Here is a 25,309-nt window from a genome sequence, read left to right as displayed (position 1 = left end):
CCAAATGTGCCGCGCATGTTACTCACATTTATTTGATTTTCCCAGCGTCTGGTCTGATTTAGAGCTGTCGTGGCCGATCAGGTGGTCGTCCAGCGGGACGGGAGGGCGGCGTTTGTTGAGGGTGGACCACCAGAACACCCAGCCCAGGATGTGGACGTTTTGCTCGAAGCGCTGGTCGTAGGTCAGGAGTTCGTCGGGGTGTTCGTTGCTGTTGTGGCTGCGGATGCGCAGGCCGCCGCCGGGTCGGTTGTAGAGGTATTTGATGCGCAGCATGCCGTCGTGTTCGAGGGCGTAGATCTCGCCGTCGATGATTTGCGTGCGGCCGCGGTCGATGGCCAGGATGGCGCCGTCCTGGATGATGTCGATCATGCTGTTGCCAACCATATAGGCTCCCAAGGCGCGGTCGGCGGTGACGTTGAGTTGTTCCAGGGTATGCAGGGACAGGCGTAGGGTTTCCTGGGCGTTGAAGGAGGCGTGGAGGGGGACTTCCACGTCGACTTTTTCCGGGCCGCTGCTGGGGTCGCAGAGGTAGTGGCCGCAGTCTTCGCGTGCGGCGGCGTTGTTTGCGCGGTTGGAGCCTTCCAGGTGGTAGTTGGTTGGCGGGTGTTTGGGGCCTTCGCCGGTACGCAGCCAGCGGCTGGTGACACACAGCAGTTCTGCTATTTCGTCGAGCCGGGCCATGGGCACGCCACGCTTGAACCAGTTATTGACATGCTGGGGCGTGACGTCGCGATTCTTGGCGAAGTCGGAGGCGGAAAGATGCACTTCCCTAAGTAACGTTCTTAAGCGATCACCTGATGTATTCATAAACGCAGAGTTTACTGGCCGGAAAACTAGATCAAATAAACCATGCGTTGAGTTGGTGTATGTAGGTATTTCCTTATTGCAAGTAAAGTCTTGATTGAATTGAGGTTAGTTAAACGTTAGTTGCTGTTTTGTTTATCTAAATGAACTTGTCGTTTATTTTTTCCCACAAAAAAAGCCCCGAATGATCGGGGCTTTTTTGATTGCCGTGGCAATGAGTAGCGGGTATCAGCCTTTGTAGGCGGCTACCGACTTCATGATCTCGGCGCGGGCGGCGTCTGCGTTGCCCCAACCGTCGATCTTCACCCATTTGCCTTTTTCGAGGTCTTTGTAGTTCTCGAAGAAGTGCTTGATCTGCTCCAGCAACAGTGGCGGCAGGTCGGTGTATTCCTTCACGTCGACGTACAGCTGGGACAGCTTGTCGTGTGGCACGGCGATAACTTTGGCATCGCCGCCGCCGTCGTCGGTCATGTTCAGGATGCCCACCGGGCGAGCGCGGATGACCGAGCCTGGGGTGACCGGGTAAGGGGTCACGACCAGCACGTCGAGGGGGTCACCGTCGTCAGCCAGGGTGTTAGGGATGAAACCGTAGTTGGCCGGGTAGAACATCGGGGTGGCCATGAAACGGTCAACGAACAGGCAGTCGCTGTCTTTGTCGATTTCGTATTTGATCGGCGCGTGGTTGGCCGGAATCTCGATGGCGACGTAGATGTCGTTCGGCAGGTCTTTGCCAGCCGGAATCTTGCTGTAGCTCATTGGGCGTTGCCCCCGTTGGTGGCCAGGTAAATTGGCCGGATTGGCCTAAAAGTGGCGGCGATTATAGGCATATTCCTGTGCCGATGCCACGCGCCAGACGTCGTACGGTACTTAGCCTTCAGTCTGATAGCGCAGGTCGCTGGCCTGCAGATGTTTCAGGCGGGCCAGGGGATCCTGGCGGTAAAAGTGGCTCAGTTGCTCGTAGACCTGTGGATAACTCTCAGTGAGTAAATCCGGCGCACTGAAAAAATACTCGCTGGTGACGGCAAAAAATTCCGCAGGGTTTTCCGCCGCGTAGGGGTCGATGGCGGTTTCGGCGTCGGGGTTGTGGTCGAGCTGGCGGTTGAGGTCGTCATAAGCGCTCTGCATCACGCTGGCCCAGTCCTGGACGCGCATGTCGTGGTGCAGGGGTGGCAGGCCGTTGGCGTCGCCATTGAGCATGTCGAGTTTGTGCGCCAGTTCGTGGATCACCAGGTTGTAGCCTTCCCAATTGCCACTGGCCAGCACCCCCGGCCAGGCGAGGATCACCGGGCCTTGCTGCCAGGCTTCACCACTGTGTTCGCCGTCCCATTCATGTTCCACGCCGCTGGTATCGCGATGGCGCTGGGGGCTGCGGAAGTCATCGGGGTAAAGGATGATTTCGTGGAAACCCTGGTACCAATCCAGGTCGCCCAGGTTCATCAGCGGCAGTTGCGCCTGGGCGGCGAGCAGCAGGCGTTGTTCCTGGTGCAGTTCGACACCGGGCAGGGCGGTGAGGTGCTTTTCGGCGAGGAACAGCACGCTGGCCTCACGCAACCATTGGTCCTGTTCGGCACTGATACCGTCGAGGAAGGTCAGGTGATGGCGCACCCGCTGCCAGGTGTCATCGGCAACGGGATGCTTGGCCAGGAGGCGCCGGCGACGCCAGGCGCTGAGGGACCACATGGCCGGTCAGTGCGGCTTGGCTTCGGATGAGGTGCGGCCAAAGCGGCTGCGGGCCACGCCAATGATCATCGGCACCAGCGACAGCAGGATGATGAACACCACCAGCAGCGAGAGGTTTTTCTTGATGAACGGTACGTTGCCGAAGAAGTAGCCGAGGGTGACCAGGCCGCCGACCCAGAGGATGGTGCCCAGCACGCTGAAGCCGAAGAACCGCGGGTAAGGCATTCTGGCAACACCGGCGACGAACGGCGCGAAGGTCCGCAGGATCGGCAGGAAGCGCGCCAGGGTCACGGTTTTGCCGCCGTGCTTGTCGTAGAAGTCGTGGGTTTTTTGCAGGTAGTCGCGACGGAAGATTTTCGAGTTGGGGTTGCTGAACAAGCGTTCCCCGGCGGTTCGGCCGATCACGTAGTTGGTACTGTCACCCATGATCGCCGCCAGCATCAGCAGGCCGCCCAGCAGGACCGGGTCCATGCCGCCGCCTGCAGCTACGGCGCCGGCAATGAACAGCAGCGAATCGCCCGGCAGGAACGGCATGACCACCAGGCCGGTTTCGCAAAAAATCACCAGGAACAGGATGGCGTAGATCCACGGACCGTAATTGGTTACCAGCAAGTCGAGGTACACGTCGAGATGCAGGATAAGGTCGAGCGGGTTGAAATCCATGGATGGCACCTGTGTGGACGGCCTGGCTCAGCGGGCCTGTGCGGAAGCTTCGGGCAATAAGGCTACAGGCGTATGCCGGTTTTCTTACAGTCCTAAAAGGTCGGCATTATACGGATTGAATGATGAAATGCGTGTTGGTTTTGTAGCGGGGGATGTCGCAGCTATTCTGCCTAGCACTGATCCAAATGTGGGAGCTGGCTTGCCTGCGATGCAGGCACCTCGGTGTGTCAGCCAGACCTCGGTGAGGTTATCGCAGGCAAGCCAGCTCCTACATTTTTTTGCGGTGTTTCAGTCTTCGCTGATCGGGAGCGTGTAGTTCTTGAACTCGGTGTCTTCACGAAAGCCCATGGACTCATAGGTCTTCTGCGCCACGGCGTTATCGCTGCTGGTCGATACGCGCAAGCGCACGGCATTGGTTTCCTTGGCCATCTTTTTTGCGGTACGCATCAGGTTATCGGCCACCAATTGGCGCCGGGCATCCTCGGCGACGTAGATGTCGTTGAGGATCCACACCCGTTTCAATGACAGCGAAGAAAAGCTCGGATACAGCTGGCAAAAGCCGAGCAATTTGCTGTCGTCGTCATCGGGCAGGGCCAGGTAGATTACCGATTCCTTGCGCCGCAGGCGCTTTTCCAGAAAGGCCCGGGATGAGTCAGGAAAGGGCAGCGCGCCATAGAACTCACGGTATTTGACGAATAACGGGGTCAACAGGTCCAGGTGTTCCAGAGTCGCTTGAGTGATCCGCATGCTAGGCCTCAACTTCTATAGGAATACGACGGCAAACGGTCCTTTACTCGGGCGCCCGCTGCTTGATGCTGCCTAAAGCGGCGAAAAATCGCAATCGTGCTGGTATCAGTCCTTGGGCGGGCTGAGTAGGAAGTTGCCTTTCATCAAGTCCGGATCATCGGTTTCCAGGGTCTGAACCTGCGCCTCGTCCTTGAGGTTGACCCCCGACAGCTGTCGCCGGCAGGCCTCGCGCATCAAGTACAGCAAACGGTGGGCCGCCATGCCGTAGCTCAGGCCCTCCAGGCGCACGTTGGAAATGCAGTTGCGGTACGCATCGGTCAGGCCCACCTTGGGGTTGTAGGTGAAATACAGCCCCAGGCTGTCCGGCGAGCTGAGCCCCGGCCGTTCGCCGATCAGGATCACCACCATTTTGGCGCCGAGCAACTGACCGATTTCATCGGCGACCGCGACCCGGCCTTGTTCCACCAGGATCACCGGCGACAACGACCAGCCTTCAGCGTGGGTCTGTTCTTCCATGCGTGTCAGAAACGGCACGGTATGTTTATGCACCGCCAGCGCCGATAAACCATCGGCCACCACTACCGCCAGGTCCACGCCACCCGGGTTGGCCAGGGCGTAGTCGCGCAGGGTCTGCGCCGACTCATCGCTCAGGCGCCGCCCCAGGTCCGGGCGCTGCAGGTAGCTATGGCGGTCGGGGGCGGCGCTGTGCAGCAACAGGCTGTCGCGGCCGCGCTCGGCCATCTGACTGCTCAGGCCGGCATGGTCGAACGGTAGGTGCACCGCGTCCCGCGCCTGGGCGTGGGCGAACTGGAAGTCCAGTTGCGCGCCGGTGGGGATGCTGGTGCCGGTGCGGCCCAGGGCAATCCGCGCCGGGGTCAGGCGTCGCAGTTCCAGCCATGGGTTATCGCTTGGAGGTGTGTCGGTCTGCACTTCAGGCTCCTTCTTCATCCCAATTGCGCCAAGGCATGGCGGAAGGCCGGTGGCAGGTTGTTGCCAAACTGCACCTTGCCATCGGCTTGCGTGAAGATGCCCATTTTCGCCAGCCACTGTTCGAATTCCGGCGCGGGCTTGAGCCCCAGGGTCTGGCGGGCGTAGAGCGCGTCGTGAAAGGACGTGGTCTGGTAGTTGAGCATGATGTCGTCGGAGCCCGGGATGCCCATGATGAAGTTGATCCCGGCCACGCCCAGCAGGGTCAGCAGGGTGTCCATATCATCCTGGTCGGCTTCGGCATGGTTGGTGTAGCAGATGTCGCACCCCATGGGCACGCCCAGCAGCTTGCCGCAGAAGTGGTCTTCGAGGCCGGCGCGGATGATCTGCTTGCCGTTGTACAGGTACTCGGGGCCGATAAAACCGACCACAGTGTTGACCAGGAACGGCTTGAAATGCCGCGCCACGGCGTAGGCGCGGGTTTCGCAGGTTTGCTGGTCGATGCCAAAGTGCGCGTTGGCCGACAGGGCACTGCCTTGCCCGGTCTCGAAATACATCAGGTTTTGCCCCAGGGTCCCGCGATTCAGGCTCAAGCCCGCATCGTAGCCTTCCTGCAGCACATTCAGGTTGATCCCGAAGCTGGCGTTGGCCGCTTCGGTGCCGGCAATCGACTGGAACACCAGGTCCAGGGGCACGCCCCGGTTGATCGCCTCGATGGAGGTGGTGACGTGGGTCAGCACGCAGGCCTGGGTCGGAATCTCGTAGCGCTGGATGATCGCGTCGAGCATCTCCAGCATGGCGCAGATCGAGGCGATGCTGTCGGTGGCCGGGTTGATGCCGATCATGGCGTCGCCGTTGCCGTACAGCAGCCCGTCGAGGATGCTCGCGGCAATGCCCGCCGGTTCATCCGTAGGGTGGTTGGGTTGCAGGCGTGTGGACAGGCGCCCGCGCAGGCCCAGGGTGCCGCGAAATTGGGTAACGACGCGGATCTTCTGCGCCACCAGCACCAGGTCCTGCACGCGCATGATCTTCGACACGGCGGCGGCCATTTCCGGGGTTAGCCCTGGCGCCAGGGCGCGCAGGCTGTGTTCGTCGGCGGCGTCGCTGAGCAGCCAGTCGCGCAAGCCGCCGACGGTCAGGTGGCTGACCACGGCAAAGGCTTGCTGGTCGTGGGTGTCGATGATCAGCCGGGTGACTTCATCGCTTTCGTAAGGGATCAGCGCCTCTTCAAGGAAGTGCTTCAACGGGATATTGGCCAGGGCCATTTGCGCCGCAACCCGTTCGCCATCGTTCTGCGCGGCGACGCCTGCGAGAAAATCCCCGGAGCGTGCGGGACTGGCCTTGGCCATCACGTCCTTGAGGCTGTCGAAACGGTAGGTCAATGCACCGACCGAATGGGAAAAACTTGCCATACAGACTCTCCATGACGACGCGGGCGCTGGCCCGCATCGTGGTTTACGGCGTTTAGTGCAAGGCGGCCTCTGCGGCCTGGATCGCCGCGAATTCTTCTTCCGGCGTGCCTGCTACCAAGTGATGCCGACTGTAGAAAGCAAAGTAAGCAATTAATACTCCATAGATGATCGCCGCGCCAATCACCACGCGTGGATCCACCAGGAAACCCGCCACGACCGCGATGCAGGCCAGTATCAGGGCCAGGCCCGAGGTGAAGATGCCACCCGGCGTGCGGTATGGACGCTCCATTTTGGGGCGACGGATGCGCAGGGTGATATGCGCGGCCATCATCAATACATAGGAAATGGTCGCGCCAAACACCGCCACCAAAATCAGCAGGTCGCCCTGGCCGGTCAGCGACAGGCCGAAGCCGATGATCCCGGGGATAACCAGGGCCAGTACCGGCGCCTTGCTTTTATTGGTCTGCGACAGCTTGCGCGGCAGGTAGCCGGCGCGGGACAGGGCGAAGATCTGCCGGGAGTAGGCGTAGATGATCGAGAAGAAACTCGCGATCAGCCCGGCCAGACCCACCAGGTTGACGAAGCTGCCCATCCAGGTCGAACCGCCGTAGGCCAGGGCCAGGGACTCCACCAGCGGGTTGCCGGACTTGACCAGCGCCAGGGTACCGGCGCCACCGGGTGCGATCACCAGGATCAGCAGGGCAAAACTGGTCAGCACCACAATCGCGCCGATCAGGCCGCGGGGCAGGTCGCGTTTCGGGTTCTTGGTTTCTTCGGCGGCCAGGGGCACGCCTTCGACCGCCAGGAAGAACCAGATCGCGTAGGGGATCGCGGCCCACACACCGACATAACCAAACGGCAGGAAACTGCTGGCGCCCTTGGCCTCGGTCACGGGGATATCCAACAGGTTGGCGACGCTGAAGTGCGGCACCATCGATACCAGGAACACGCCCAGGGCAATCGCGGCGACAGCGGTGATCACAAACATCAGCTTCAGCGCTTCCCCGACACCAAAGATGTGGATGCCGATAAAGATGATGTAGAACGCCAGGTAGATCATCCAGCCGCCAATGCCGAACAGCGACTCGCAATAGGCGCCGATAAACACCGCAATGGCGGCGGGGGCGATCGCGTACTCGATGAGGATCGCCGTGCCGGTGAGGAACCCACCCCAGGGCCCGAATGCACTGCGGGCAAACCCGTAGCCACCGCCGGCGGTGGGGATCATGGAAGACAGTTCAGCGAGGGAAAAGCACATGCACAAGTACATGGTGGCCATCAGCAATGTGGCGAGGAACATCCCGCCCCAGCCGCCTTGGGCCAGGCCGAAGTTCCAGCCGGCGTAGTCGCCGGAGATCACATAGGCAACGCCGAGGCCGACTAACAGCACCCAGCCGGCAGCGCCTTTTTTCAGTTCACGTTGTTGGAAATATTCGGAGTCGACTTTTTCGAAGTCGACGGAGGATCCTGTCGGTTCGCTAGGCATGGGGAAGTACCTTTGGTTCTTATTGTTTTATCCCGACTGACTTGAGCCGGATGAGATGCCGAGTATTTATGATGATTCAGTGTGGGAGCTGGCTTGCCTGCGATAGCGGTTTCACATTCAACATGAGTATTGGCTGTACTGGCCTCATCGCAGGCAAGCCAGCTCCCACACTTGATTGCATTTCAAGTGTGGGAGTGTGGTGCTGACGAAACTTAGAAGAAACCCAGTGGGTTGATGTCGTAGCTCACCAGCAGGTTTTTGGTCTGCTGATAGTGATCCAACATCATCTTGTGTGTCTCACGACCCACACCAGACTTCTTGTAGCCACCAAACGCCGCATGCGCGGGGTACAGGTGGTAGCAGTTGGTCCACACGCGCCCGGCTTTGATCGCCCGGCCCATGCGGTACGCACGGTTGATATCGCGGGTCCACAAGCCTGCGCCCAGGCCAAACTCGGTGTCGTTGGCGATCGCCAGTGCTTCGGCTTCATCCTTGAAGGTCGTGATGCTCACCACCGGGCCAAAGATTTCTTCCTGGAACACGCGCATCTTGTTGGTGCCTTTGAGCAGGGTCGGCTGGATGTAATAGCCGGTGGCCAGATCGCCGGTCAGTTTTTCCACTTTGCCGCCGGTCAGCAACTCGGCACCTTCGCCCTTGGCGATTTCCAGGTACGACAGGATCTTGTCGAACTGCTGCTCGGACGCCTGGGCGCCAACCATGGTGTCAGTGTCCAGCGGGTCGCCACGCTTGATCGACTCAACCTTCTTCATCACCACTTTCATGAAGTCGTCGTAGATCGACTCTTCCACCAGCGCACGGGATGGGCAGGTGCACACTTCGCCTTGGTTGAAGAACGCCAGCACCAGGCCTTCGGCGGCCTTTTCGATAAATTGCGGCTCGGCTTTCATGATGTCGGCGAAGAAGATGTTCGGCGACTTGCCACCCAGCTCAACGGTGGACGGAATGATGTTCTCGGCCGCGCAATGCATGATGTGCGAGCCCACCGGGGTGGAGCCGGTGAAGGCGATCTTGGCGATGCGCTTGCTGGTGGCCAGGGCTTCGCCGGCCTCCTTGCCGAAACCGTGAACCACGTTCAGCACGCCAGGTGGCAGCAGGTCGCCGATCACTTCCATCAGCACGTTGATGCCCAGTGGGGTCTGCTCGGCGGGCTTGAGTACCACGCAGTTGCCGGCGGCCAGGGCTGGCGCGAGTTTCCAGGCGGCCATCAGCAGGGGGAAGTTCCACGGGATGATCTGCCCGACCACGCCCAGGGGCTCATGGAAGTGGTAGGCGGCGGTGTGTTCGTTGATCTCGGCGCTGCTGCCTTCCTGGGCGCGGATGCAGCCAGCGAAGTAGCGGAAGTGGTCGGCGGCGAGGGGGATATCGGCGTTGAGGGTCTCGCGTACCGCCTTGCCGTTGTCCCAGGTTTCGGTGATGGCCAGCAGTTCCAGGTTCTGTTCGATGCGGTCGGCGATTTTCAGCAGCACCAGCGAACGGTCCTGGGCCGAGGTCTTGCCCCAGGCATCAGCGGCGGCGTGGGCGGCGTCCAGCGCCTTGTCGATATCCTTGGCTGTGGAACGCGGGAAGTCGGCGATGGGCTTGCCGTTCACTGGCGAAGTATTAGTGAAGTAGTTGCCGTCGACCGGTGCCACAAATTCGCCACCGATGTAGTTGCCGTACTTGGCCTTGAACGAAACGATAGCGCCTTCGGTACCAGGGTGTGCGTAACGCATGGTGGGTATCTCCTGACTTCTTATGTTTATTGGAGTGCAGCATTGCTGCGCTTGATAAAGCGTAGAGCAAAGGTCGGGCCAGCGCCCTGCAGCGCAGGTAAATCAAGGGCTTGGGGTTTGTTGCAAGGCTTTGCTGTGACACGGGCGGTACAGTCAGGGTGACACTTTGTGCCACAAGCGATACAGCTTGTGACCCATGGGTCGCCGCGGGATTGCAATGCGCCCAGGCCTGGAGGATGCTGGGCGTCCCGGTCCGCGGTGTGTCCCGCGCAACAGGAGAACAATAAGAACATGCACAACGATCATTTCAGCCGCCATGCCCGGCAAGTCCTGACCGTCACCCGTGGGCAAGACCCGTTGCACGGTCCTGGCAGCGACCCATCGATTGCCCGTTCCTGGCTGCGCTGCGTAGAGGACTATCACCTCGACCCGACGTTGACCGTCGCGCCCACGGTGCTCGAGCATGAGCGCCTGCTGGAAAGCCGCGAGCGCCTGCAGCAAGTGCTGCACATCGCCGGCAACGAAATGAACAGTTTGCATCAACAACTCTCTGGCGCCGGCCATGCGGTGCTGCTGACCGATGCGCGCGGGGTGATCCTCAATTGCGTCACTGCGCCCAGCGAACGCAAGGTATTCGAGGGTGCCGGGTTATGGCTCGGCGCCGACTGGAGCGAAGCCTGCGAAGGCACCAACGGTATCGGCACCTGCCTGGTGGAGCGCCAGGCCCTGACCATTCATCGCGATGAACACTTTCGCGGTCGCCATACCGGGCTGACCTGCTCGGCGAGCCCGGTGTTTGATCCCCATGGCGACCTGCTGGCAGTGCTTGACGTGTCGTCGGCCCGCGAAGCGGTATCGCGCCAGAGCCAGTTCCACACCATGGCGCTGGTCAATCTTTCGGCGAAGATGATCGAGAGCTGTTATTTCCTGCGGCACTTCGAAAATCACTGGTTGCTGCGTTTCCACCTGCAGGCCGAATCCGTGGGCCTGTTCAGCGAAGGGCTGCTGGCATTCGACGGCGAAGGGCGGATCTGTGCGCTCAACCAAAGTGCGCAAAACTTGTTGGGCCTGCCACGGGGGCGCTTGCTGGGCCTGCCGGTGGAGATGTTTTTCGACTGCACCCTGGATCAATTGCTCGGTCGCGCCAATGCCAGCGCCAGTTGGCCTTTGCGTACCCGTGACGGGCGCAGCGTGTTTGCGGTACTGCGAGGCGAGGCGCGGCGCGCCCCGAGCCCAGTGGTGTCGGCGCCGCCGCCGGTCGAGCGGCCTCGGCTGGCGGGGATCTGCCTGGGAGATGAGGCGCTGCAGAGCGACTTTCGCAAGGCCTTGCGGGTGTTTGAGCGGGACGTACCGTTGTTGGTCAATGGCGAAACCGGCTCCGGCAAGGAGGCCTTTGCCAAGGCCGTCCACCATGCCAGTCAGCGCGCCGACAAAGCCTTCGTGGCCCTGAACTGCGCAGCCATCCCTGAAAGCCTGATCGAGAGCGAGCTGTTCGGTTATCGCGGCGGCAGTTTCACCGGGGCCCGCAAGGAAGGCATGCGCGGCAAGCTGCAACAGGCTGACGGTGGCACCTTGTTTCTCGATGAAATCGGCGATATGCCCCTGGCCCTGCAAACCCGGCTATTAAGGGTGCTGGAAGACCGATTGGTGGTGCCCATCGGCGGTGAACCGCAAGCAGTGAACGTGCGCATTATCAGCGCAACCCACCGTGATTTGTTGATGCGGGTGGCCGACGGCACCTTCCGTGAGGACTTGTACTATCGCCTCAATGGTCTGGAGGTGGCGTTGCCGGCGTTGCGTGAGCGTAGCGACAAGTCGCAACTACTGGACTTTGTGCTGGCCCAAGAGGCAGAAGGGCAGGTGATAGAACTGGATGGCGATGCCCGTCAGGCGCTGCTGGACTTTTCCTGGCCGGGGAACGTCCGGCAACTGCGTACGGTACTACGTACCTTGACCGCGCTGTGTGACGGTGGGCGGATAGGGTTGGGCGATTTGCCGGCAATGATTCGCCAGGTGCCCTCCCAGGTGCAAATTACCGTACCGCGGGAAAAACAGCCGCTGGAGGACGCAGAGCGCTTGGCACTGCTGACCACGCTCGAACAGCAGCGCTGGCATATGACCCAGGCAGCAGAACAGTTGGGTGTTAGTCGTAATACGCTATACCGCAAGTTACGCAAGCATGGTATCGCTTTGCGCTCCGCAGCAGAGTGACGTCAAGGGAGATTCCTGCTCTCTTACTGTCTTTTGGAAGACTCGCCCACGCTCGCCTTTTACAAAAGGTACCGGTGGGCAAGTCGGCGATGTTTTGATCGTACTTTGTAGTGCGTAAATATGTTTGATATGAAGTTCTTATGAGACTTATACAGCGGAGGGCTGGCTGGAAATAATCTTCGGGTAGTGGCTATTTAATATTTTTTTACTTTGGGTGCTGTTCGAAGTAATGGGCGGTTGTTTTGCTTGGGACAAAATTTCATATTCGATTTTAAATGTGTGTTGGGTGGAACTAAGTGTTGTGTTTTTTATACTTAGGGGTAAGGGATGAGTCATTGCGTTGGTTGTTTGGTTTAGGGATAAGTAAAATTAATAGTTACATATCTATACGATGGGTGAAAACATGAATATTACAGGCTCCCCTGTTTCAACCTCCTTTCAGGTAAAGGACCGGGTATCCGAGGCGCCGGGCCAGCAGGCAGCTGCCGGCACGAAAGGGGCTTCAGATTGGAGCGCGTCCGGGGATAAGCAGAAGACGCAAGCATCCAGCGAGGGGAATACCGCTGGTGAATCCTTGGATGGAATCAATACACGGACTAAGAGGGGGTTTAAGGGAGGGGCCTCCAAAATTTATTCTTTTGTAAGTCCAAAGCCCCCCAAGACTAATTTGATAGCAAATGCTTATAAACCGACCTCTATTCTGGGCCCTACCCGGCCAGTAGGCCCCTCAAACACCCAGGGGGTGACTAAATTCAGGGAGATGGTGTTCAAAACGCAGCACCCAAATTCATCACTCACTGGCCCGGCCAAACCCGCTGTTGCCAAACCGAAAACATTCGGTGATGTGGCGGCCAATCTGGTTTCAGCTGATCGTCTGGTCAAGGCCGGGGTGTTCAAAACGGACACTAGCTTGAAAACCGTCACGCGCGATGCTTTTGTGAACGCCTCCGTAAACGGACTTGTCAGCACTCCGCTGAGTATTGGTACCTACGCGGGGTCTGTCTGGACGGGCGAAACCATCAAAGGTAATTTTGCTGCCAATACCCCGCTACTTCCTCCGGCTCATCAGCCCGCCCCAAGCCAGGCCGCCAATGCTGCTTCTGCGGCGGGAAGTGGTGGGGCAGAACAAAGTGCTGCATTGGTTAAGACGCGTACAGAAAGTGCTGAGTTAAAAATGACGTATGCCGTCAATACGATTCAGGCCATGGTTGAAGGGGGAGATGGTAAGGCCCTGGAAAAAAGTTCGACATGGCCAGTTGACATAAATGAACGCCTTGATTTGATGGAAAAGATTTACGATGCGTCCGAGAAAAACATGGCGGAAGTTTCGGAGCAAAACGGATTTATTTACAAACCCTATAAAGATGATTCAACAGTAGGGTCGAAAAGTGTTACTGCCAGGTTGGATGCGCTGGATAAAAGGTATGAACATCTCAATAGTAATGGCATAGGCAGACTTCTTGCGGTGCGGGAGGTGGAGACGAGAAAGCCTCAGACGGTGTGAGGCAAGTTTCATTGTTTCTGATTCGTTAGCTAGAGTGCATTTGTTTGTTTCGCCAAAGGTGCGCAATCAAGCCTGGTACTGTGCAGCAATGCCCAAGTACCAGGCGTGATTGCAACTCTTCGGGGCGCAGTAAAAGAGTGCGATTTTCCACGCCCTGCGCTAACCTGCCTCGATGTTTTACGAGGTCCACTATGCACATTCATATTCTCGGTATTTGCGGCACCTTCATGGGCTCAATGGCTGTCCTGGCCAAAGAGCTGGGCCATCACGTCACGGGCTCCGACGCCAACGTCTATCCGCCCATGAGCACGCAATTGCAGGCCCAGGGCATTGAATTGACCCAGGGCTACGATCCGGCGCAATTTGACCCGGCCCCAGACCTGGTGGTGATCGGCAATGCCATGTCCCGTGGCAACCCCGCCGTGGAATACGTGCTCAACAAAGGTTTGCCCTATGTCTCCGGCCCGCAATGGTTGGCCGATCATGTGCTGCAAGGGCGCTGGGTGCTGGCGGTTGCCGGTACGCACGGCAAGACCACCACCAGCAGCATGCTGGCCTGGGTCCTGGAGCACGCGGGCATGAGCCCTGGCTTCCTGATCGGCGGCGTACCGCAGAACTTTTCGGTGTCGGCACGCCTGGGTGATACCCCATTCTTTGTGATCGAGGCCGATGAATACGACAGTGCCTTCTTCGATAAACGCTCCAAGTTCGTCCACTACCGTCCGCGCACGGCAATCCTGAACAACCTGGAGTTCGATCACGCAGACATCTTCCCCGACCTGCCGGCTATCGAACGGCAGTTCCATCACTTGGTGCGCACCATCCCAAGCGAAGGCCTGGTGATCCATCCGACCACCGAACCGGCCTTGCAGCGCGTGATCGACATGGGCTGCTGGACGCCAGTGCAAACCACCGGCGCGGGCGGGCAGTGGCAGGTCAAGTTGCTGCGTGAGGACGGGTCCCGGTTCGAAGTGCTGTTCGAGGGCGAGCCCCAAGGCATCGTCGACTGGGACATGACCGGCCAGCACAACGTCGCCAACGCCTTGGTCACTCTCGCGGCGGCGCGTCATGTCGGTGTGGTGCCGGCCATGGGCATTGCCGCGTTGAGTGCGTTCAAGAGCGTCAAGCGGCGCATGGAAAAGGTTGCCGAAGTGAATGGGATTACCATCTACGACGACTTTGCCCACCACCCTACGGCGATTGCCACCACCCTCGACGGCCTGCGCAAGCGCGTTGGCGATGCGCCGGTGATCGCGATCATCGAGCCGCGTTCCAACTCCATGAAGCTTGGCGCACACCGCGACGGCCTGCCGGAAAGCGTCAACGATGCCGACCAGGTTGTGTGGTACGCGCCGGCCAACCTGGGCTGGGACTTGGCGGCCGTTGCCAAACTCTGCAGCGTGCCGTCGATTGTCAGCGATTCCCTGGAAGGCATCATTGAGCGGGTCAAGAGCCAGGCCAAGCCGGGGACGCACGTGGTGATCATGAGCAACGGCGGCTTCGGCGGCTTGCACGGCAAACTGGCCGAGGCGCTGCGATGAGCGGCCCGGAGCGCATTACCCTGGCGATGACTGGCGCGTCCGGCGCGCCTTATGGGTTGCGTTTGCTCGATTGCCTGGTGCGTGAAGACCGCGAGGTTCATTTCCTGATTTCCAAGGCCGCGCAATTGGTGATGGCCACCGAGACTGACGTCTCGCTGCCGCCCAAGGTGCAGATGATGCAGGCCTTCCTCACCGAATACACCGGTGCGGCGGCGGGGCAGATCAAGGTCTATGGCAAGGAAGACTGGATGTCACCGGTGGCCTCCGGCTCCGGTGCGCCTGCGGCGATGGTGGTGGTGCCATGCTCCACCGGCACGTTGTCGGCGATCGCCACCGGCGCTTGCAATAACCTGATCGAGCGCGCGGCGGACGTGACCTTGAAGGAGCGCCGCCAGTTGATCCTGGTGCCGCGCGAGGCGCCTTACTCGAGCATTCACCTGGAGCATATGCTCAAGCTGTCGAATATGGGCGTGACCATCCTGCCGGCATCGCCGGGCTTCTATCATCAGCCACAGACCATCGATGACCTGGTGGATTTCGTGGTGGCGCGGGTTCTCAACCTGCTGAATATCCCCCAGGACATGTTGCCGCGTTGGGGTGAGCATCATTTGAGCAGTGATGAATAAACTCTTGTTGATGGTGCTGGCACTGCAACTGATGGGCTGCGCCACCGCGCGCACCCTGGATGCGGCCAAACCCGGCGCGCCAGTGGTGTATGCGGGGACGCGCCTGGACTTGTATGCGATGCAGGGTGGTTGTTGCGCCATGGACCGCTTTGGCGCCGAAGCGCCGAGCTATCCGGGCCTTGATCTGCCAGCCAGTGCGTTGCTCGACACACTGCTGTTGCCGCTGTCGGCGTTGACGGTATTGGGGGTTGGGTTTAATGCGACGGGTGGGTTGTAACGCTGAGCCAAGGTTTAACACCGACCTGAAATGTGGGAGCGGGCTTGCTCGCGAAGGCGCAGTGTCAGTCACCTGATCCATTGACTGACACTACGCCTTCGCGAGCAAGCCCGCTCCCACATTGGGCCGGTGCAAAACCGTTGAGCAGACTCACTTGCCGAGCTTGCGCAACTCGTCCGACTCGACGATCCGCACTCCATCCTGCTCTTCCAGCGCCAGGCGCCACATGGCCCGGGCCAGTTCACACACTTCAATGCCGCGATATTTACCGGGAATCAGCCGCGACAGCGGCCCCGCGAGCTTTTCCGCGAGCCGGGTCTCCAGCCGTTCGCCCAGCAGCAGCGAAGGCCTCACGATGGTCAACTGCGGCCAGTCCTGGGCCTGCAACGCCTGCTCCATTTCCCCTTTGACCCGGTTGTAGAACACCGAGGACTTTGGATCGGCGGCAATGGCGCTGATCACAATCAGGTGCCGTGCGCCCATCTCCCGTGCGCGCTTGCCGAACGCTACCACCAGGTCCAGGTCGATCGCGCGAAAGGCTTCCTCCGAGCCGGCCTTTTTCAAGGTGGTGCCCAGGCAGCAGAAGGCCAGGTCGACCCGGCCGCTCAGTTGTGGCAGCAATACGTTGGGATCGCCGACCGGGTTTTCCAGGTGCGGGTGTTCGGCCAACGGGCGGCGGCTGGGCGCCAATACGCGGGTGACGGTGGGCTCGTTGAGCAGGCGGTCCAGCAGATGTTCCCCGGTCAAGCCCGAGGCTCCGGCAAGCAATATATGCTGAGGCGTCAAGTACATGGTATTTCCCCCTTGATACAGTTTCAGCTTAGTTGCTCTTTGCTTCCTTGCTATTGATAGAGACGCTTTCCAGCGCCTTTCGTGCCTGCTGTTTGCGTAATAATTGCCAGCGGGCGATGACGCTCTTGGGGGCCCAGATCTGTGGTTCGGAGGCTTCGAAGTTGTCAGCCATTTCGCGTTCGGTCACATGCCGTTGGGCCAGCTTGAAAGCATGTTGCAAATCGTCGGTCTGGGTCAGGGCCTGGGCGAACAAGGCATCGCCAAAGTAGGTGAAGTCGGCTTCTTCCGAGCAGCCAAACGACACACGATCGGCGCGCGAGGCGGTCATGATCAGGGTGTGATCATCCTTGAGCGCCGGGATAAATCCACCGGAGTAGCAGGCTGAAATCACGATGACCTTGTCGCGGTTTTTCAGCGGCGCCATCACCGCCGCCAGTTCGTCGCTCGGCAGGTCGGCCAGCTCCATGCGGGGTTGGTCGAGCACCAGTTGGTGTTCGTGGGTGCCGTGGCTGGTCAGGTAGATAAACACCAGGTCTTCGGGGCCGGTGCGCTCGGCCAGGGTCTGCACGGCACGGCGCAGGCTTTCGCGGGTTGCCATCGGGCGGTCGGCGATGTGGTCGCGATGGTTGACCAGGCGGATCTGCCCGCGGGCGCCGAAACGGCTGGCCAGCAGGTTGCTGACATAGTCGGCCTCGCGCAGGAATACGCTTTGCTTGCCGTCGCCGGCCACCACCAGGGTGTACAGCTCGACCGCCGGGGTCGACGCCGGCACGGCGGCAAGGGCGTTATCGAGCAAACGCCCCTGGGCCAGTACCCCGACCTCCAGGGCATCGGGCAACAGCTTGCCATCGGCATCGCGTACGCGCAGGCCATTGGCCCAGGTCCCGGCCTGTACCGTGCCATCGGTGAGCACCAGGGTGCCTTGCCCGTGATAGCTGTCGTTGTCGAAGCCACCGATGTAGAAACTGCCATCGCTGAGGTTCAGGCGCCCTTCACCGGTGAAGCGCCAATCACTGAATTGCCCGATGTAATGGCTGCCATCCACACCGGTCAGTTCGCCTTTGCCGCTGAGGGCGCCTTCGCGGAACTCGCCGGTCCACACATCGCCGTCGGCGTTTTCGTAGCGGCCCTTGCCGTTGAGTTGGTTCTGCTTGAAGTGGCCGATGTACATGTCGCCTTCGGCACTGTTGAAGGTGCCGTTGCCTTCCAGTTGGCCATTGACGAAGTGACCGCTGAACTGGTTGCCGCTGTCGTCGTTGCGCTGGCCTTCACCGTTGGGTTTGCCGTGGGCGAACAGCCCCTGGTATTGGCTGCCGTCCGCCAACTCCAGGCGGCCGAGGCCGGAATACTGGTCGTCCTTGAATTCGCCGCGATAGGTCATCTGCCCCTCTCTGAGGGTGCCTTCGCCGTTGCGCCGGCCTTGCTTGAAGCCGCCGACATAGGTGTTGGCTGCGGTGGTCAGGGTACCCTGGCCATCGAACAGGCCTTGCTGGAACTGACCTTTATAGACTTCGCCATTGCTGCCGTGCCATTCGCCCTGGCCATGCCACTGGCCCTTGTCGAATTGCCCGGCGTACCAACTGCCGTTGGGGTAGTCCACCCGGCCCTGGCCTTGCAACAGCCCATCGACCACATCCCCGCGATAACGCCCGCCGTCCGGCAGCCGTGCGTCGGGCGGCAACAGGGGTTCGCCGTCGCCGCAAGCGGTGAGCAACAAGGCCAGAGCAAGGGGAACGATTGGGCGCATAGCGGGATCCGGATAATTGAGCGCCGAGTATGCCGCAGCGGGGGAAGCTATACCTAGTGGTCTGTGTGCTAATACAGACTTGTCGGCGATGGCGCGACTGCTGGCGCTATCGCCGGCAAGCCGGCTCCTACAGGTGTATCAGACGAAGCACAGTGACAATGATTCGGCGATGTAGGCGGGTTTTTCCTCGCCCTCGATTTCCAGGGTGCAGGTGGCCTTGAGCAGCCACTGCCCCGGCTTTTTCTCGGTGGCGTCGGTGAGGGTCACTGCCAGGCGCACCTTGGAGTTGACCTTCACCGGCTGGATAAAGCGCACGCTGTCCAGGCCGTAGTTGACCGCCATCTTCAGGCCCTCGGGCATGATCAGGATGTCTTCGATCAACTTGGGGATCAGCGACAGCGACAGGAAGCCATGGGCAATGGTGCTGCCAAATGGGGTCTGGGCAGCTTTGACCGGATCGACGTGGATGAACTGAAAATCGCCGGTCGCTTCTGCGAACAGGTTGATACGCTCCTGGTCGATGGTGAGCCATGCGGAACGTCCCAGTTCCTTGCCGACATATTCATTGAGTTGCGCTACAGGTACGAAAGGCATTGCGACTCTCCTTGGTTCATCAATCTATTCCCTTGTAGGAGCGAGCTTGCTCGCGAAAAACCCAATGTCACCGCGTACTGCCTGGGTGCACCCGTTATCGTCGACGGCTTTCGCGAGCAAGCTCGTTCCTATAGGGGGTTATTGTTTTAGGTGGATTCCCGAGAACCAATGTAGATCATCATGGGCAAATGGCCCGGTCAACCCACCATGCTTTTGGCGAATGCCTGTTCATAGGAGCGGCGTGCTTATAATGCCCACGGGCTTTTGGGGGGAGAAAACCCATGCTGTTACGCGGTCTGACTTGGCTGGTGTTGTTTCAATTGCTGGGCACGGCGATCAATCACTTGTTCCTGCCGATCTTGCCGGGGCCGATTGTTGGCTTGCTGTTGCTGCTGGCGTATCTGGTGTGGCGCGGCGAGGTCGGTGAACCGCTGAGCCTGGCGGCCAGCAGCCTGCTGCGTTACCTGCCACTGCTGCTGGTGCCGCCGGCGGTGGGGGTGATGGTATATGCCAAGGACATTGCCGCCGATTTCTGGGCCATCGTCGGGGCGTTGGTCCTGTCGCTGGTAATCGCCATGGGCGTTGTTGGTGTGATGATGCAAAAACTGGTCAAGCGCCAGGCGCGGCGGGAGGAGAGGCAATGACCTTCGATTGGCAGGGCGCGTGGGCGGCGGTGATCCACCATCCCTTGTTTGGTATCGGCATCACGTTGGGCGCCTATCAACTGGTACTGGCGGGGTTCGAGAAAACCCGCTGGATCTTCCTGCAGCCGGTACTGGTCTCGATGTTGCTGGTGATCGGCGTGCTGCTGGGGTGCGGGTTGACCTATGTCGAGTATCGCAAAAGCACCGAGATCATGAGCATCCTGCTGGGCCCGGCCACCGTGGCGCTGGCGGTGCCGCTGTATTTAAACCTGCGGCGGATCCGCCAGTTGTTCTGGCCGATTTTTACTACGCTGATGGTGGGCGGGGTGTTTGCCACCGGCCTGTGTGTGTGGCTCGGCTGGTGGTTTGGTGCCGAACATATGGTGCTGATGACCATGGCGCCCAAGTCCGTGACCTCGCCCATCGCCATGCTGGTGGCCGAGCAGATCGGCGGCGTCGCGGCGTTGGCGGCGGTGTTCGTGCTGATCACCGGGGTGATCGGTGCGATGATCGGGCCGGCTTTCCTGTCTCGCCTGGGGGTGCACAGCCCTGAGGCACGGGGCATGGCCCTGGGCATGACTGCCCACGCGGTCGGCACCTCGGTGGCCTTGCAGGAAAGCGAAGAGTGCGGGGCCTTTGCCGCTCTGGCGATGAGTTTGATGGGCGTGGCCACGGCAGTGTTCCTGCCACTGGCCGTGTCTTTGGTGATTTAAATCGGGTTTAAGGAACGCTTTATGAGTCTGGCGCTGTTCCCTCTCAATACGGTGCTGTTTCCAGGCTGCACCCTCGACCTGCAACTGTTCGAGGCGCGCTACCTGGACATGATCGGCCGCTGCATGAAAAAGGGCGAAGGCTTCGGCGTGGTCTGCATCCTTGATGACCAGGAAGTCGGCCTGGCGCCCGACGGCTATGCAGTGATTGGTTGCGAAGCGCTGATTCGTGATTTCAAGCAGCAGGACAATGGCTTGCTGGGGATTCGGGTCGAGGGTGGGCGCAGGTTTCGGGTACGCGAGGCGGATGTGCAGCGCGATCAACTGTTGGTAGCGGATGTCGAGTGGCTGGAAGACCTCCCCGAGCGCCCGTTGGACGAGGAGGATGCTGATTTGTTGGCGCTGCTTGAGGCCCTGGCGGAGCACCCGATGGTCGCCTCGTTGGACATGGGCGCCGATGCGCAGGGGCAGCAGGTGTTGGGCAACCGCCTGGCCTACTTGTTGCCGTTCACCGATGCAGACAAGATCAAGTTGCTGCAACTCGACGACCCCCAGCAGCGTCTGGATGCGATCCAATTGTTGCTGGATGAGTTGCAGGGTGAACTGTTTCCCTGAGCCGGATTGTCTCGGATTCATCCGCGCAAGGTTCGGATTTTTCTTCGATGCCGGGTGCCCATCGCCTGAAATAGTGGAGCTTCAGCCACTACTATCAGGGAATGAACATGATTCGATTGCCGCCATCGGAGCAGCCGATCTGGGATGCTTTTTTTGTCAGTGTGACCGCGCAATTGATTCAGCAGGCTGGCGATCGTGGCCCGGAGTACATTGCCGAGCGGGCTGCCGAAATCGCCGATGAGATGTTGTTCGAACGCCGGGAGCGCTGTGCTGAGCGGCGTAGCACTCCCGTGGACTGGGTTGGTCCGGCCTAGATCAGTAGGCGTAGCGCAGCAAAGCGTGGGAGGTCCCGGTCAGGGCAAAGAACCCCAGAACCGCCACGCATCCCGGCACGATCAGCCACCAGACCTTTGGCGCCATGGGCGGTAGCGAGCTCTGGCGCTGGCTCAGCGTTAGGCTGAAGGCGCAAACCGTCATTGCCAGCAAGGTGCCAGCCAGGATATCGCTCGGCCAGTGCGCCCCCAGATACACCCGTGACAGTGCAATGGCGGCGGCCGGGATCGCCCCCAGCAGCAGCCAGGCCAGACGCATGCGAATCGGTTGGCCGCGACCGGCCAGCACCGCCAGCGCGAGGAAGAACGCAAACGAGCCCGAGGCGTGACCGCTGGGCATGCTGAAGCTGGTCAGCGGGTCGACGAGGATTTCTGGTCGGCCACGGGCAAAGAACAGCTTGCTCCCGGTATTGATCAGCGCGGCGCCCAGCAGTGTGGCGCCGACAAAGATCCCCTGGCGCCATTGCCGTGCCAGGAACAGCAGGCCGGTCAGCACGGCGCTGGCGACGAACATCTTCTTGAACTCGCCCAACTGCGTGATCATCACCATGACCCGGTCCATGGTCGGGCTGCGATGCTCCTGGACCAGGGCCATCAATCCCTGGTCAAAGTGGTTCAGGTACGGATAACCGATAAACATCGCAATCAACAAGGCCAGGCTGGCGCAGCCCACCCACAGAGTGGCGCGGCGGTGGCCGCGTAGGGTGCTGTTGAGGGCGATACCGAACAACACGGCCAGGCAGGCGGCAACCACCCCAGCCTCAGGCCAGAACCCTTCGGGCAGCGGCAGGCGGAACGCTGCACCTGCGGCCCAGCCAGGCAACAGGTAGGCGACCGACCAGCCGGCGGCGGCCAGCACGCTGACGGCAGCAAAGCGCGGGAATGGCATGTCGCACATCCCTGCGACCATGGGCAGCATGGGGCGCAGTGGGCCAATGAAGCGCCCTACCAGCAGGCTGACGATGCCGTACTTCTGAAAGTAGGCCTCGGCCCCGTCCATCCATTCGGGATGATGACGCAGGCCGGGCAGGCGCCGGATGTTCTGGTGGAAATGCCGACCCAGGTAGTAGGAAATCCCATCGCCCAGCAGCCCGCCGAGCAAGCCCAGCAGCAAGGTCTCGCCCAGGGACAGCGCGCCGCTGCCGGCCAGTGCGGCAATGGCGAACAGCAGCACCGTACCCGGCACGATAATCCCGGCGATGGCCAGGCATTCCACAAAGGCGACGATAAACACCGCTGCCGCCAGCCATTGCGGATTGAGGGTCAGCCAGCCGGTAATGCCATCGAGCCATGGGCCCATACAATCACTCCATCAATGAACCGCTGCCTGGAATGCGCTTCTCAAAACACCGGCGACCCTTGTAGGGGCTGGCAAGCCAGCTCCTACAGGGCATCGGCTGTGTTGCAGATGCCATTTCCAGCAGAAACGGTTGTTTCAGATATTCAAATCAAAACGTAATCGCGGCCTTCGACCTGGCCGCGTCGCAACGGGTTCCGCGTGCAATAGGGTGCGAAGTCAGCATCGACGAAGCGATACATCAGGTGTTCATCGCGCCCGCCGGGAATGCCCAGGCGGGTGGTCTGGATAATTTGCGTGGGCGCCAGGCCCACATCCTCCACGTAGAGCAGCGCCTGGTCGAAGCGCTTGGCGTCCCACATCGGCACTTTCAAACCCAGGGCCTTGCACAGCAACGTCTGCCCGGCGCAGAGCTTGTGGGCCGGGCGCTGGCGGCCGCTGGCGTCGGGATTGTTCAACAGCATCTGTGCCAGGCTTGCAGGCCCTGAAACCTCATCCACCCACGGGTAGGCCGACTTGATCAGCACGGCATTGCCCGGCCCCTGGGCGCTGAAGTTCAGGGAGTCGCCACCACGGGCGTAGTACATATAGATGTGGCCGCCATCCAGAAACAAAGCCTTACGCTTTTCTGTGTAGCCGAGGGACGCATGGCTGCCTTTTTCGGCCAGGTAATAGGCTTCGGTTTCAATAATTCGCGCCGACAGCCACACATCGCCGACACGGTGACGGATGACTTTGCCCAGCAAATCTTTCGCGAGCGTTTGTGCGTCGCGGTCGAAAAACCCATCAGGCAGGGGCTTAGCGGGGTACTTGGGGGGTGAACTGGACATAACGAAGGGCGGTTGCGCAGGCCAAATGTGACAGGATGATATCAACTCCAGGCTTAATCACCGCTGAACGTCGAGTTTTTACAGTTCATTTCGACCATCCGCCCCTCACCGCTGTCCGTAGGACGGCGCGACAGCTATAATCTGCCGCTTTCCTCTTTGCCAAGACCCCACCAGACCATGACTGAGTCCGTTCTTGACTACATGACCCGCCTGGGTCGCGCTGCCCGTCAGGCCTCGCGGTTGATCGCCCGTGCGAGCACCGCGCAGAAGAACCGTGCCCTGCTGGCTGCCGCCGATGCTCTGGATGCCTCGCGCTCCGAGTTGACCGCCGCCAACGAGTTGGACCTGGCCAACGGCCGGGCCAATGGTCTGGAACCGGCATTGCTGGATCGCCTGGCGCTGACGCCGGCACGTATCGACGACATGATCGAAGGGCTGCGCCAGGTGGCCAAGCTGCCTGACCCCATCGGCGAAATCCGCGACATGCGCTACCTGCCGTCAGGCATCCAGGTTGGCAAGATGCGCGTGCCCCTGGGCGTGATCGGCATCATCTATGAGTCGCGCCCGAACGTGACCATCGACGCCGCTAGTCTGTGCCTGAAGTCCGGTAACGCCACCATCCTGCGTGGCGGCTCAGAGGCCATCAACTCCAACCGCGCGATCGCCGCCTGCATCCAGCAGGGCCTGGCCGTGGCAGAGTTGCCGGCCGAAGTGGTGCAAGTGGTGGAAACCACCGACCGCGCGGCCGTGGGCGCGTTGATCACCATGCCTGAGTTTGTCGACGTGATCGTGCCGCGCGGTGGCAAGAGCCTGATCGAGCGCGTCAGCCGTGATGCCAAGGTGCCAGTGATCAAGCACCTGGATGGCGTCTGCCACGTCTTTATCGATGTGGCGGCCGATCTCGACAAGGCGATCCGCATTGCCGATAACGCCAAGACCCATCGCTATGCGCCGTGCAACACCATGGAAACCCTGTTGGTCCACGCCGGTATTGCCGAGCGCGTGTTGCCGCCGCTGGCTGCGATCTACCGTGACAAGGGCGTGGAACTGCGGGGTTGCGAGCGTACCCGGGCGCTGTTGGGCAGCGATGTGATCGAGGCGACCGAGCAGGATTGGTACACCGAATACACCGCGCCGATCCTGTCGATTCGGATCGTCGACGATCTGGACCAGGCCATCGAGCACATCAACACCTACGGCTCCAAGCATACTGACGCCATTGTTTCCGAGCATTTCAGCGATGCCCGGCGTTTCCTTAACGAAGTGGATTCCGCTTCGGTGATGATCAACGCCTCGACACGCTTTGCCGATGGCTTCGAGTATGGCCTGGGGGCGGAGATCGGGATTTCCACCGATAAGCTGCATGCCCGTGGGCCGGTTGGCCTGGAAGGCCTGACCAGCGAGAAGTACGTGGTGTTTGGTGACGGTCATGTGCGCACTTGATGGGTAAACGCATCGGGCTGTTCGGCGGTACCTTCGACCCCGTGCACATCGGCCATTTGCGCAGCGCCCTGGAAGTGGCGGATACCCTCGGGCTGCAAGAGCTGCGGCTGATCCCCAACGCCAGGCCGCCGCACCGGGACACGCCGCAAGTCAGCGCGCAGGAGCGCCTGGCGATGGTGCAGTGTGCGGTGGCCGGCATTGCCCCGTTGGTGGTGGACGACCGCGAACTCAAGCGCGATAAACCGTCCTACACTATCGACACCCTGGAACAGACGCGGGCCGAGTTGGCCGCCGATGACCAGTTGTTTCTGCTTTTGGGCTGGGACGCATTTTGCGGACTGCCCACTTGGCATCGCTGGGAAGAGTTGCTCCAGCATTGCCACATCCTGGTTTTGCAACGCCCGGATGCCGACAGCGAACCGCCGGATGCCTTGCGCAACCTGCTGGCAGCGCGGTCGGTAAGTGACCCACAGGCCCTGACCGGGCCGAGCGGGAATATTGCATTCGTCTGGCAGACCCCGCTTGCGGTGTCCGCCACCCAGATCCGTCAACTGCTGGCCAGCGGTAAGTCGGTACGTTTCCTGGTGCCTGACGCGGTCCTGGCCTACATCGATGCGCACGGGCTTTACCGTGCGTCGAACTGAAAAGGCGCGCTTGAAGGCACGAATAATCGTGTATTGAAGCGCCCGAACTA

25 protein-coding genes are annotated in these 25,309 nt (G+C 60.5%); 11 read left to right on the top strand and 14 right to left on the bottom strand.

Annotation, left to right across the window (positions count from 1 at the left end):
- Nucleotides 1–18 precede the first annotated feature (18 nt).
- The 9 genes from FIV38_RS19395 to exaC form a co-directional block, all read right to left on the bottom strand.
- Nucleotides 19–807, bottom strand: coding sequence for a LexA family transcriptional regulator (locus FIV38_RS19395; RefSeq protein ID WP_029292287.1), 789 nt, complete (start codon nucleotides 805–807; stop codon nucleotides 19–21).
- Between the two features lie 225 nt (nucleotides 808–1,032).
- Nucleotides 1,033–1,560 (bottom strand): inorganic diphosphatase, encoded by a 528-nt coding sequence (gene ppa / locus FIV38_RS19390; protein ID WP_003176323.1) that lies wholly within the window; start codon nucleotides 1,558–1,560, stop codon nucleotides 1,033–1,035.
- A gap of 111 nt (nucleotides 1,561–1,671) precedes the next feature.
- Nucleotides 1,672–2,484: a M90 family metallopeptidase gene (locus FIV38_RS19385; protein ID WP_092230701.1), complete on the bottom strand. Its 813-nt coding sequence runs from the start codon at nucleotides 2,482–2,484 to the stop codon at nucleotides 1,672–1,674.
- A 6-nt stretch (nucleotides 2,485–2,490) separates the two neighbouring features.
- On the bottom strand, nucleotides 2,491–3,147 hold the full coding sequence (locus FIV38_RS19380) for a DedA family protein (RefSeq protein ID WP_029292285.1): 657 nt from the start codon (nucleotides 3,145–3,147) through the stop codon (nucleotides 2,491–2,493).
- Between the two features lie 288 nt (nucleotides 3,148–3,435).
- Entirely contained in the window at nucleotides 3,436–3,894 is a 459-nt protein-coding gene (locus FIV38_RS19370) for a GNAT family N-acetyltransferase (RefSeq protein WP_029292284.1), read from the bottom strand.
- 105 nt (nucleotides 3,895–3,999) lie between these two features.
- Nucleotides 4,000–4,842 (bottom strand): ethanolamine ammonia-lyase subunit EutC, encoded by an 843-nt coding sequence (gene eutC, locus FIV38_RS19365; protein WP_092230698.1) that lies wholly within the window; start codon nucleotides 4,840–4,842, stop codon nucleotides 4,000–4,002.
- A complete protein-coding gene (locus FIV38_RS19360) occupies nucleotides 4,839–6,233 on the bottom strand; it encodes an ethanolamine ammonia-lyase subunit EutB (protein ID WP_092230694.1) in 1,395 nt (464 codons plus the stop codon). Before FIV38_RS19360 ends, eutC begins: the two co-directional genes overlap by 4 nt.
- A 52-nt stretch (nucleotides 6,234–6,285) precedes the next feature.
- Nucleotides 6,286–7,719 carry an ethanolamine permease gene (eat, locus tag FIV38_RS19355; protein ID WP_029292281.1) on the bottom strand — a complete coding sequence of 478 codons (1,434 nt, stop codon included), beginning with the start codon at nucleotides 7,717–7,719 and terminating at the stop codon, nucleotides 6,286–6,288.
- 212 nt (nucleotides 7,720–7,931) lie between these two features.
- Complete coding sequence (exaC, locus tag FIV38_RS19350; protein WP_029292280.1) at nucleotides 7,932–9,452, bottom strand: acetaldehyde dehydrogenase ExaC; 1,521 nt, start codon at nucleotides 9,450–9,452, stop codon at nucleotides 7,932–7,934.
- A 291-nt stretch (nucleotides 9,453–9,743) separates the two neighbouring features.
- Between exaC and FIV38_RS19345 the strand changes: the two genes are divergently transcribed.
- From FIV38_RS19345 to FIV38_RS19325, 5 genes are all read left to right on the top strand, one after another.
- Nucleotides 9,744–11,663, top strand: coding sequence for a sigma-54-dependent Fis family transcriptional regulator (locus tag FIV38_RS19345; RefSeq protein WP_092230691.1), 1,920 nt, complete (start codon nucleotides 9,744–9,746; stop codon nucleotides 11,661–11,663).
- Between the two features lie 403 nt (nucleotides 11,664–12,066).
- Nucleotides 12,067–13,167, top strand: a complete 1,101-nt coding sequence (locus FIV38_RS19340) for a hypothetical protein (RefSeq protein WP_139273516.1) — start codon at nucleotides 12,067–12,069, stop codon at nucleotides 13,165–13,167.
- A gap of 191 nt (nucleotides 13,168–13,358) precedes the next feature.
- Entirely contained in the window at nucleotides 13,359–14,708 is a 1,350-nt protein-coding gene (gene mpl, locus FIV38_RS19335; RefSeq protein WP_029292277.1) for a UDP-N-acetylmuramate:L-alanyl-gamma-D-glutamyl-meso-diaminopimelate ligase, read from the top strand.
- Nucleotides 14,705–15,334, top strand: a complete 630-nt coding sequence (gene ubiX / locus FIV38_RS19330) for a flavin prenyltransferase UbiX (protein WP_092230686.1) — start codon at nucleotides 14,705–14,707, stop codon at nucleotides 15,332–15,334. Before mpl ends, ubiX begins: the two co-directional genes overlap by 4 nt.
- Nucleotides 15,327–15,611 carry a YceK/YidQ family lipoprotein gene (locus tag FIV38_RS19325; RefSeq protein ID WP_070995633.1) on the top strand — a complete coding sequence of 95 codons (285 nt, stop codon included), beginning with the start codon at nucleotides 15,327–15,329 and terminating at the stop codon, nucleotides 15,609–15,611. The genes ubiX and FIV38_RS19325 overlap by 8 nt, the downstream gene beginning before the upstream one ends.
- Before the next feature lie 150 nt (nucleotides 15,612–15,761).
- Here FIV38_RS19325 and FIV38_RS19320 read toward each other — a convergent pair whose 3' ends face one another.
- The 3 genes from FIV38_RS19320 to FIV38_RS19310 all read right to left on the bottom strand — a co-directional run bounded on the left by FIV38_RS19320 (nucleotide 15,762) and on the right by FIV38_RS19310 (nucleotide 18,744).
- Nucleotides 15,762–16,403: an oxidoreductase gene (locus FIV38_RS19320; RefSeq protein ID WP_029292274.1), complete on the bottom strand. Its 642-nt coding sequence runs from the start codon at nucleotides 16,401–16,403 to the stop codon at nucleotides 15,762–15,764.
- Nucleotides 16,404–16,431: 28 nt separating this feature from the next.
- The gene (locus FIV38_RS19315) at nucleotides 16,432–18,150 is read right to left on the bottom strand and encodes a C13 family peptidase (RefSeq protein ID WP_092230683.1); all 1,719 of its coding nucleotides are present in this window, start codon (nucleotides 18,148–18,150) and stop codon (nucleotides 16,432–16,434) included.
- Nucleotides 18,151–18,288: 138 nt separating this feature from the next.
- Nucleotides 18,289–18,744 carry a MaoC family dehydratase gene (locus tag FIV38_RS19310; RefSeq protein WP_092230680.1) on the bottom strand — a complete coding sequence of 152 codons (456 nt, stop codon included), beginning with the start codon at nucleotides 18,742–18,744 and terminating at the stop codon, nucleotides 18,289–18,291.
- Between the two features lie 281 nt (nucleotides 18,745–19,025).
- Here FIV38_RS19310 and FIV38_RS19305 point away from each other — a divergent pair, with 281 nt between their 5' ends.
- From FIV38_RS19305 to FIV38_RS19290, 4 genes are all read left to right on the top strand, one after another.
- Complete coding sequence (locus FIV38_RS19305; protein WP_092230676.1) at nucleotides 19,026–19,388, top strand: CidA/LrgA family protein; 363 nt, start codon at nucleotides 19,026–19,028, stop codon at nucleotides 19,386–19,388.
- Nucleotides 19,385–20,101 carry an LrgB family protein gene (locus FIV38_RS19300; RefSeq protein ID WP_029292270.1) on the top strand — a complete coding sequence of 239 codons (717 nt, stop codon included), beginning with the start codon at nucleotides 19,385–19,387 and terminating at the stop codon, nucleotides 20,099–20,101. Before FIV38_RS19305 ends, FIV38_RS19300 begins: the two co-directional genes overlap by 4 nt.
- 21 nt (nucleotides 20,102–20,122) lie before the next feature.
- Nucleotides 20,123–20,713, top strand: a complete 591-nt coding sequence (locus FIV38_RS19295) for an LON peptidase substrate-binding domain-containing protein (RefSeq protein WP_092230673.1) — start codon at nucleotides 20,123–20,125, stop codon at nucleotides 20,711–20,713.
- A 107-nt stretch (nucleotides 20,714–20,820) separates the two neighbouring features.
- Complete coding sequence (locus tag FIV38_RS19290) at nucleotides 20,821–21,027, top strand: hypothetical protein (protein WP_029292268.1); 207 nt, start codon at nucleotides 20,821–20,823, stop codon at nucleotides 21,025–21,027.
- A 1-nt stretch (nucleotide 21,028) separates the two neighbouring features.
- Here the strand turns inward: FIV38_RS19290 and FIV38_RS19285 are convergent, their stop codons facing one another.
- Nucleotides 21,029–22,345: a bifunctional DedA family/phosphatase PAP2 family protein gene (locus FIV38_RS19285; RefSeq protein WP_029292267.1), complete on the bottom strand. Its 1,317-nt coding sequence runs from the start codon at nucleotides 22,343–22,345 to the stop codon at nucleotides 21,029–21,031.
- A 143-nt stretch (nucleotides 22,346–22,488) separates the two neighbouring features.
- Complete coding sequence (locus tag FIV38_RS19280) at nucleotides 22,489–23,172, bottom strand: DNA-3-methyladenine glycosylase (RefSeq protein ID WP_092230670.1); 684 nt, start codon at nucleotides 23,170–23,172, stop codon at nucleotides 22,489–22,491.
- A gap of 177 nt (nucleotides 23,173–23,349) precedes the next feature.
- Here FIV38_RS19280 and FIV38_RS19275 point away from each other — a divergent pair, with 177 nt between their 5' ends.
- Together FIV38_RS19275 and nadD are read left to right on the top strand one after the other, a co-directional pair.
- Nucleotides 23,350–24,615: a glutamate-5-semialdehyde dehydrogenase gene (locus FIV38_RS19275; RefSeq protein WP_029292265.1), complete on the top strand. Its 1,266-nt coding sequence runs from the start codon at nucleotides 23,350–23,352 to the stop codon at nucleotides 24,613–24,615.
- Nucleotides 24,615–25,259, top strand: a complete 645-nt coding sequence (gene nadD / locus FIV38_RS19270; RefSeq protein WP_029292264.1) for a nicotinate-nucleotide adenylyltransferase — start codon at nucleotides 24,615–24,617, stop codon at nucleotides 25,257–25,259. The genes FIV38_RS19275 and nadD overlap by 1 nt, the downstream gene beginning before the upstream one ends.
- Nucleotides 25,260–25,309 lie beyond the last annotated feature (50 nt).

It is taken from the genome of Pseudomonas proteolytica (assembly GCF_007858275.1).
Taxonomy (GTDB): domain Bacteria; phylum Pseudomonadota; class Gammaproteobacteria; order Pseudomonadales; family Pseudomonadaceae; genus Aquipseudomonas; species Aquipseudomonas proteolytica.
The sequence above is the reverse complement of the archived record's forward strand: the minus strand, read 5'-3'. Positions and strand labels throughout refer to the sequence as shown.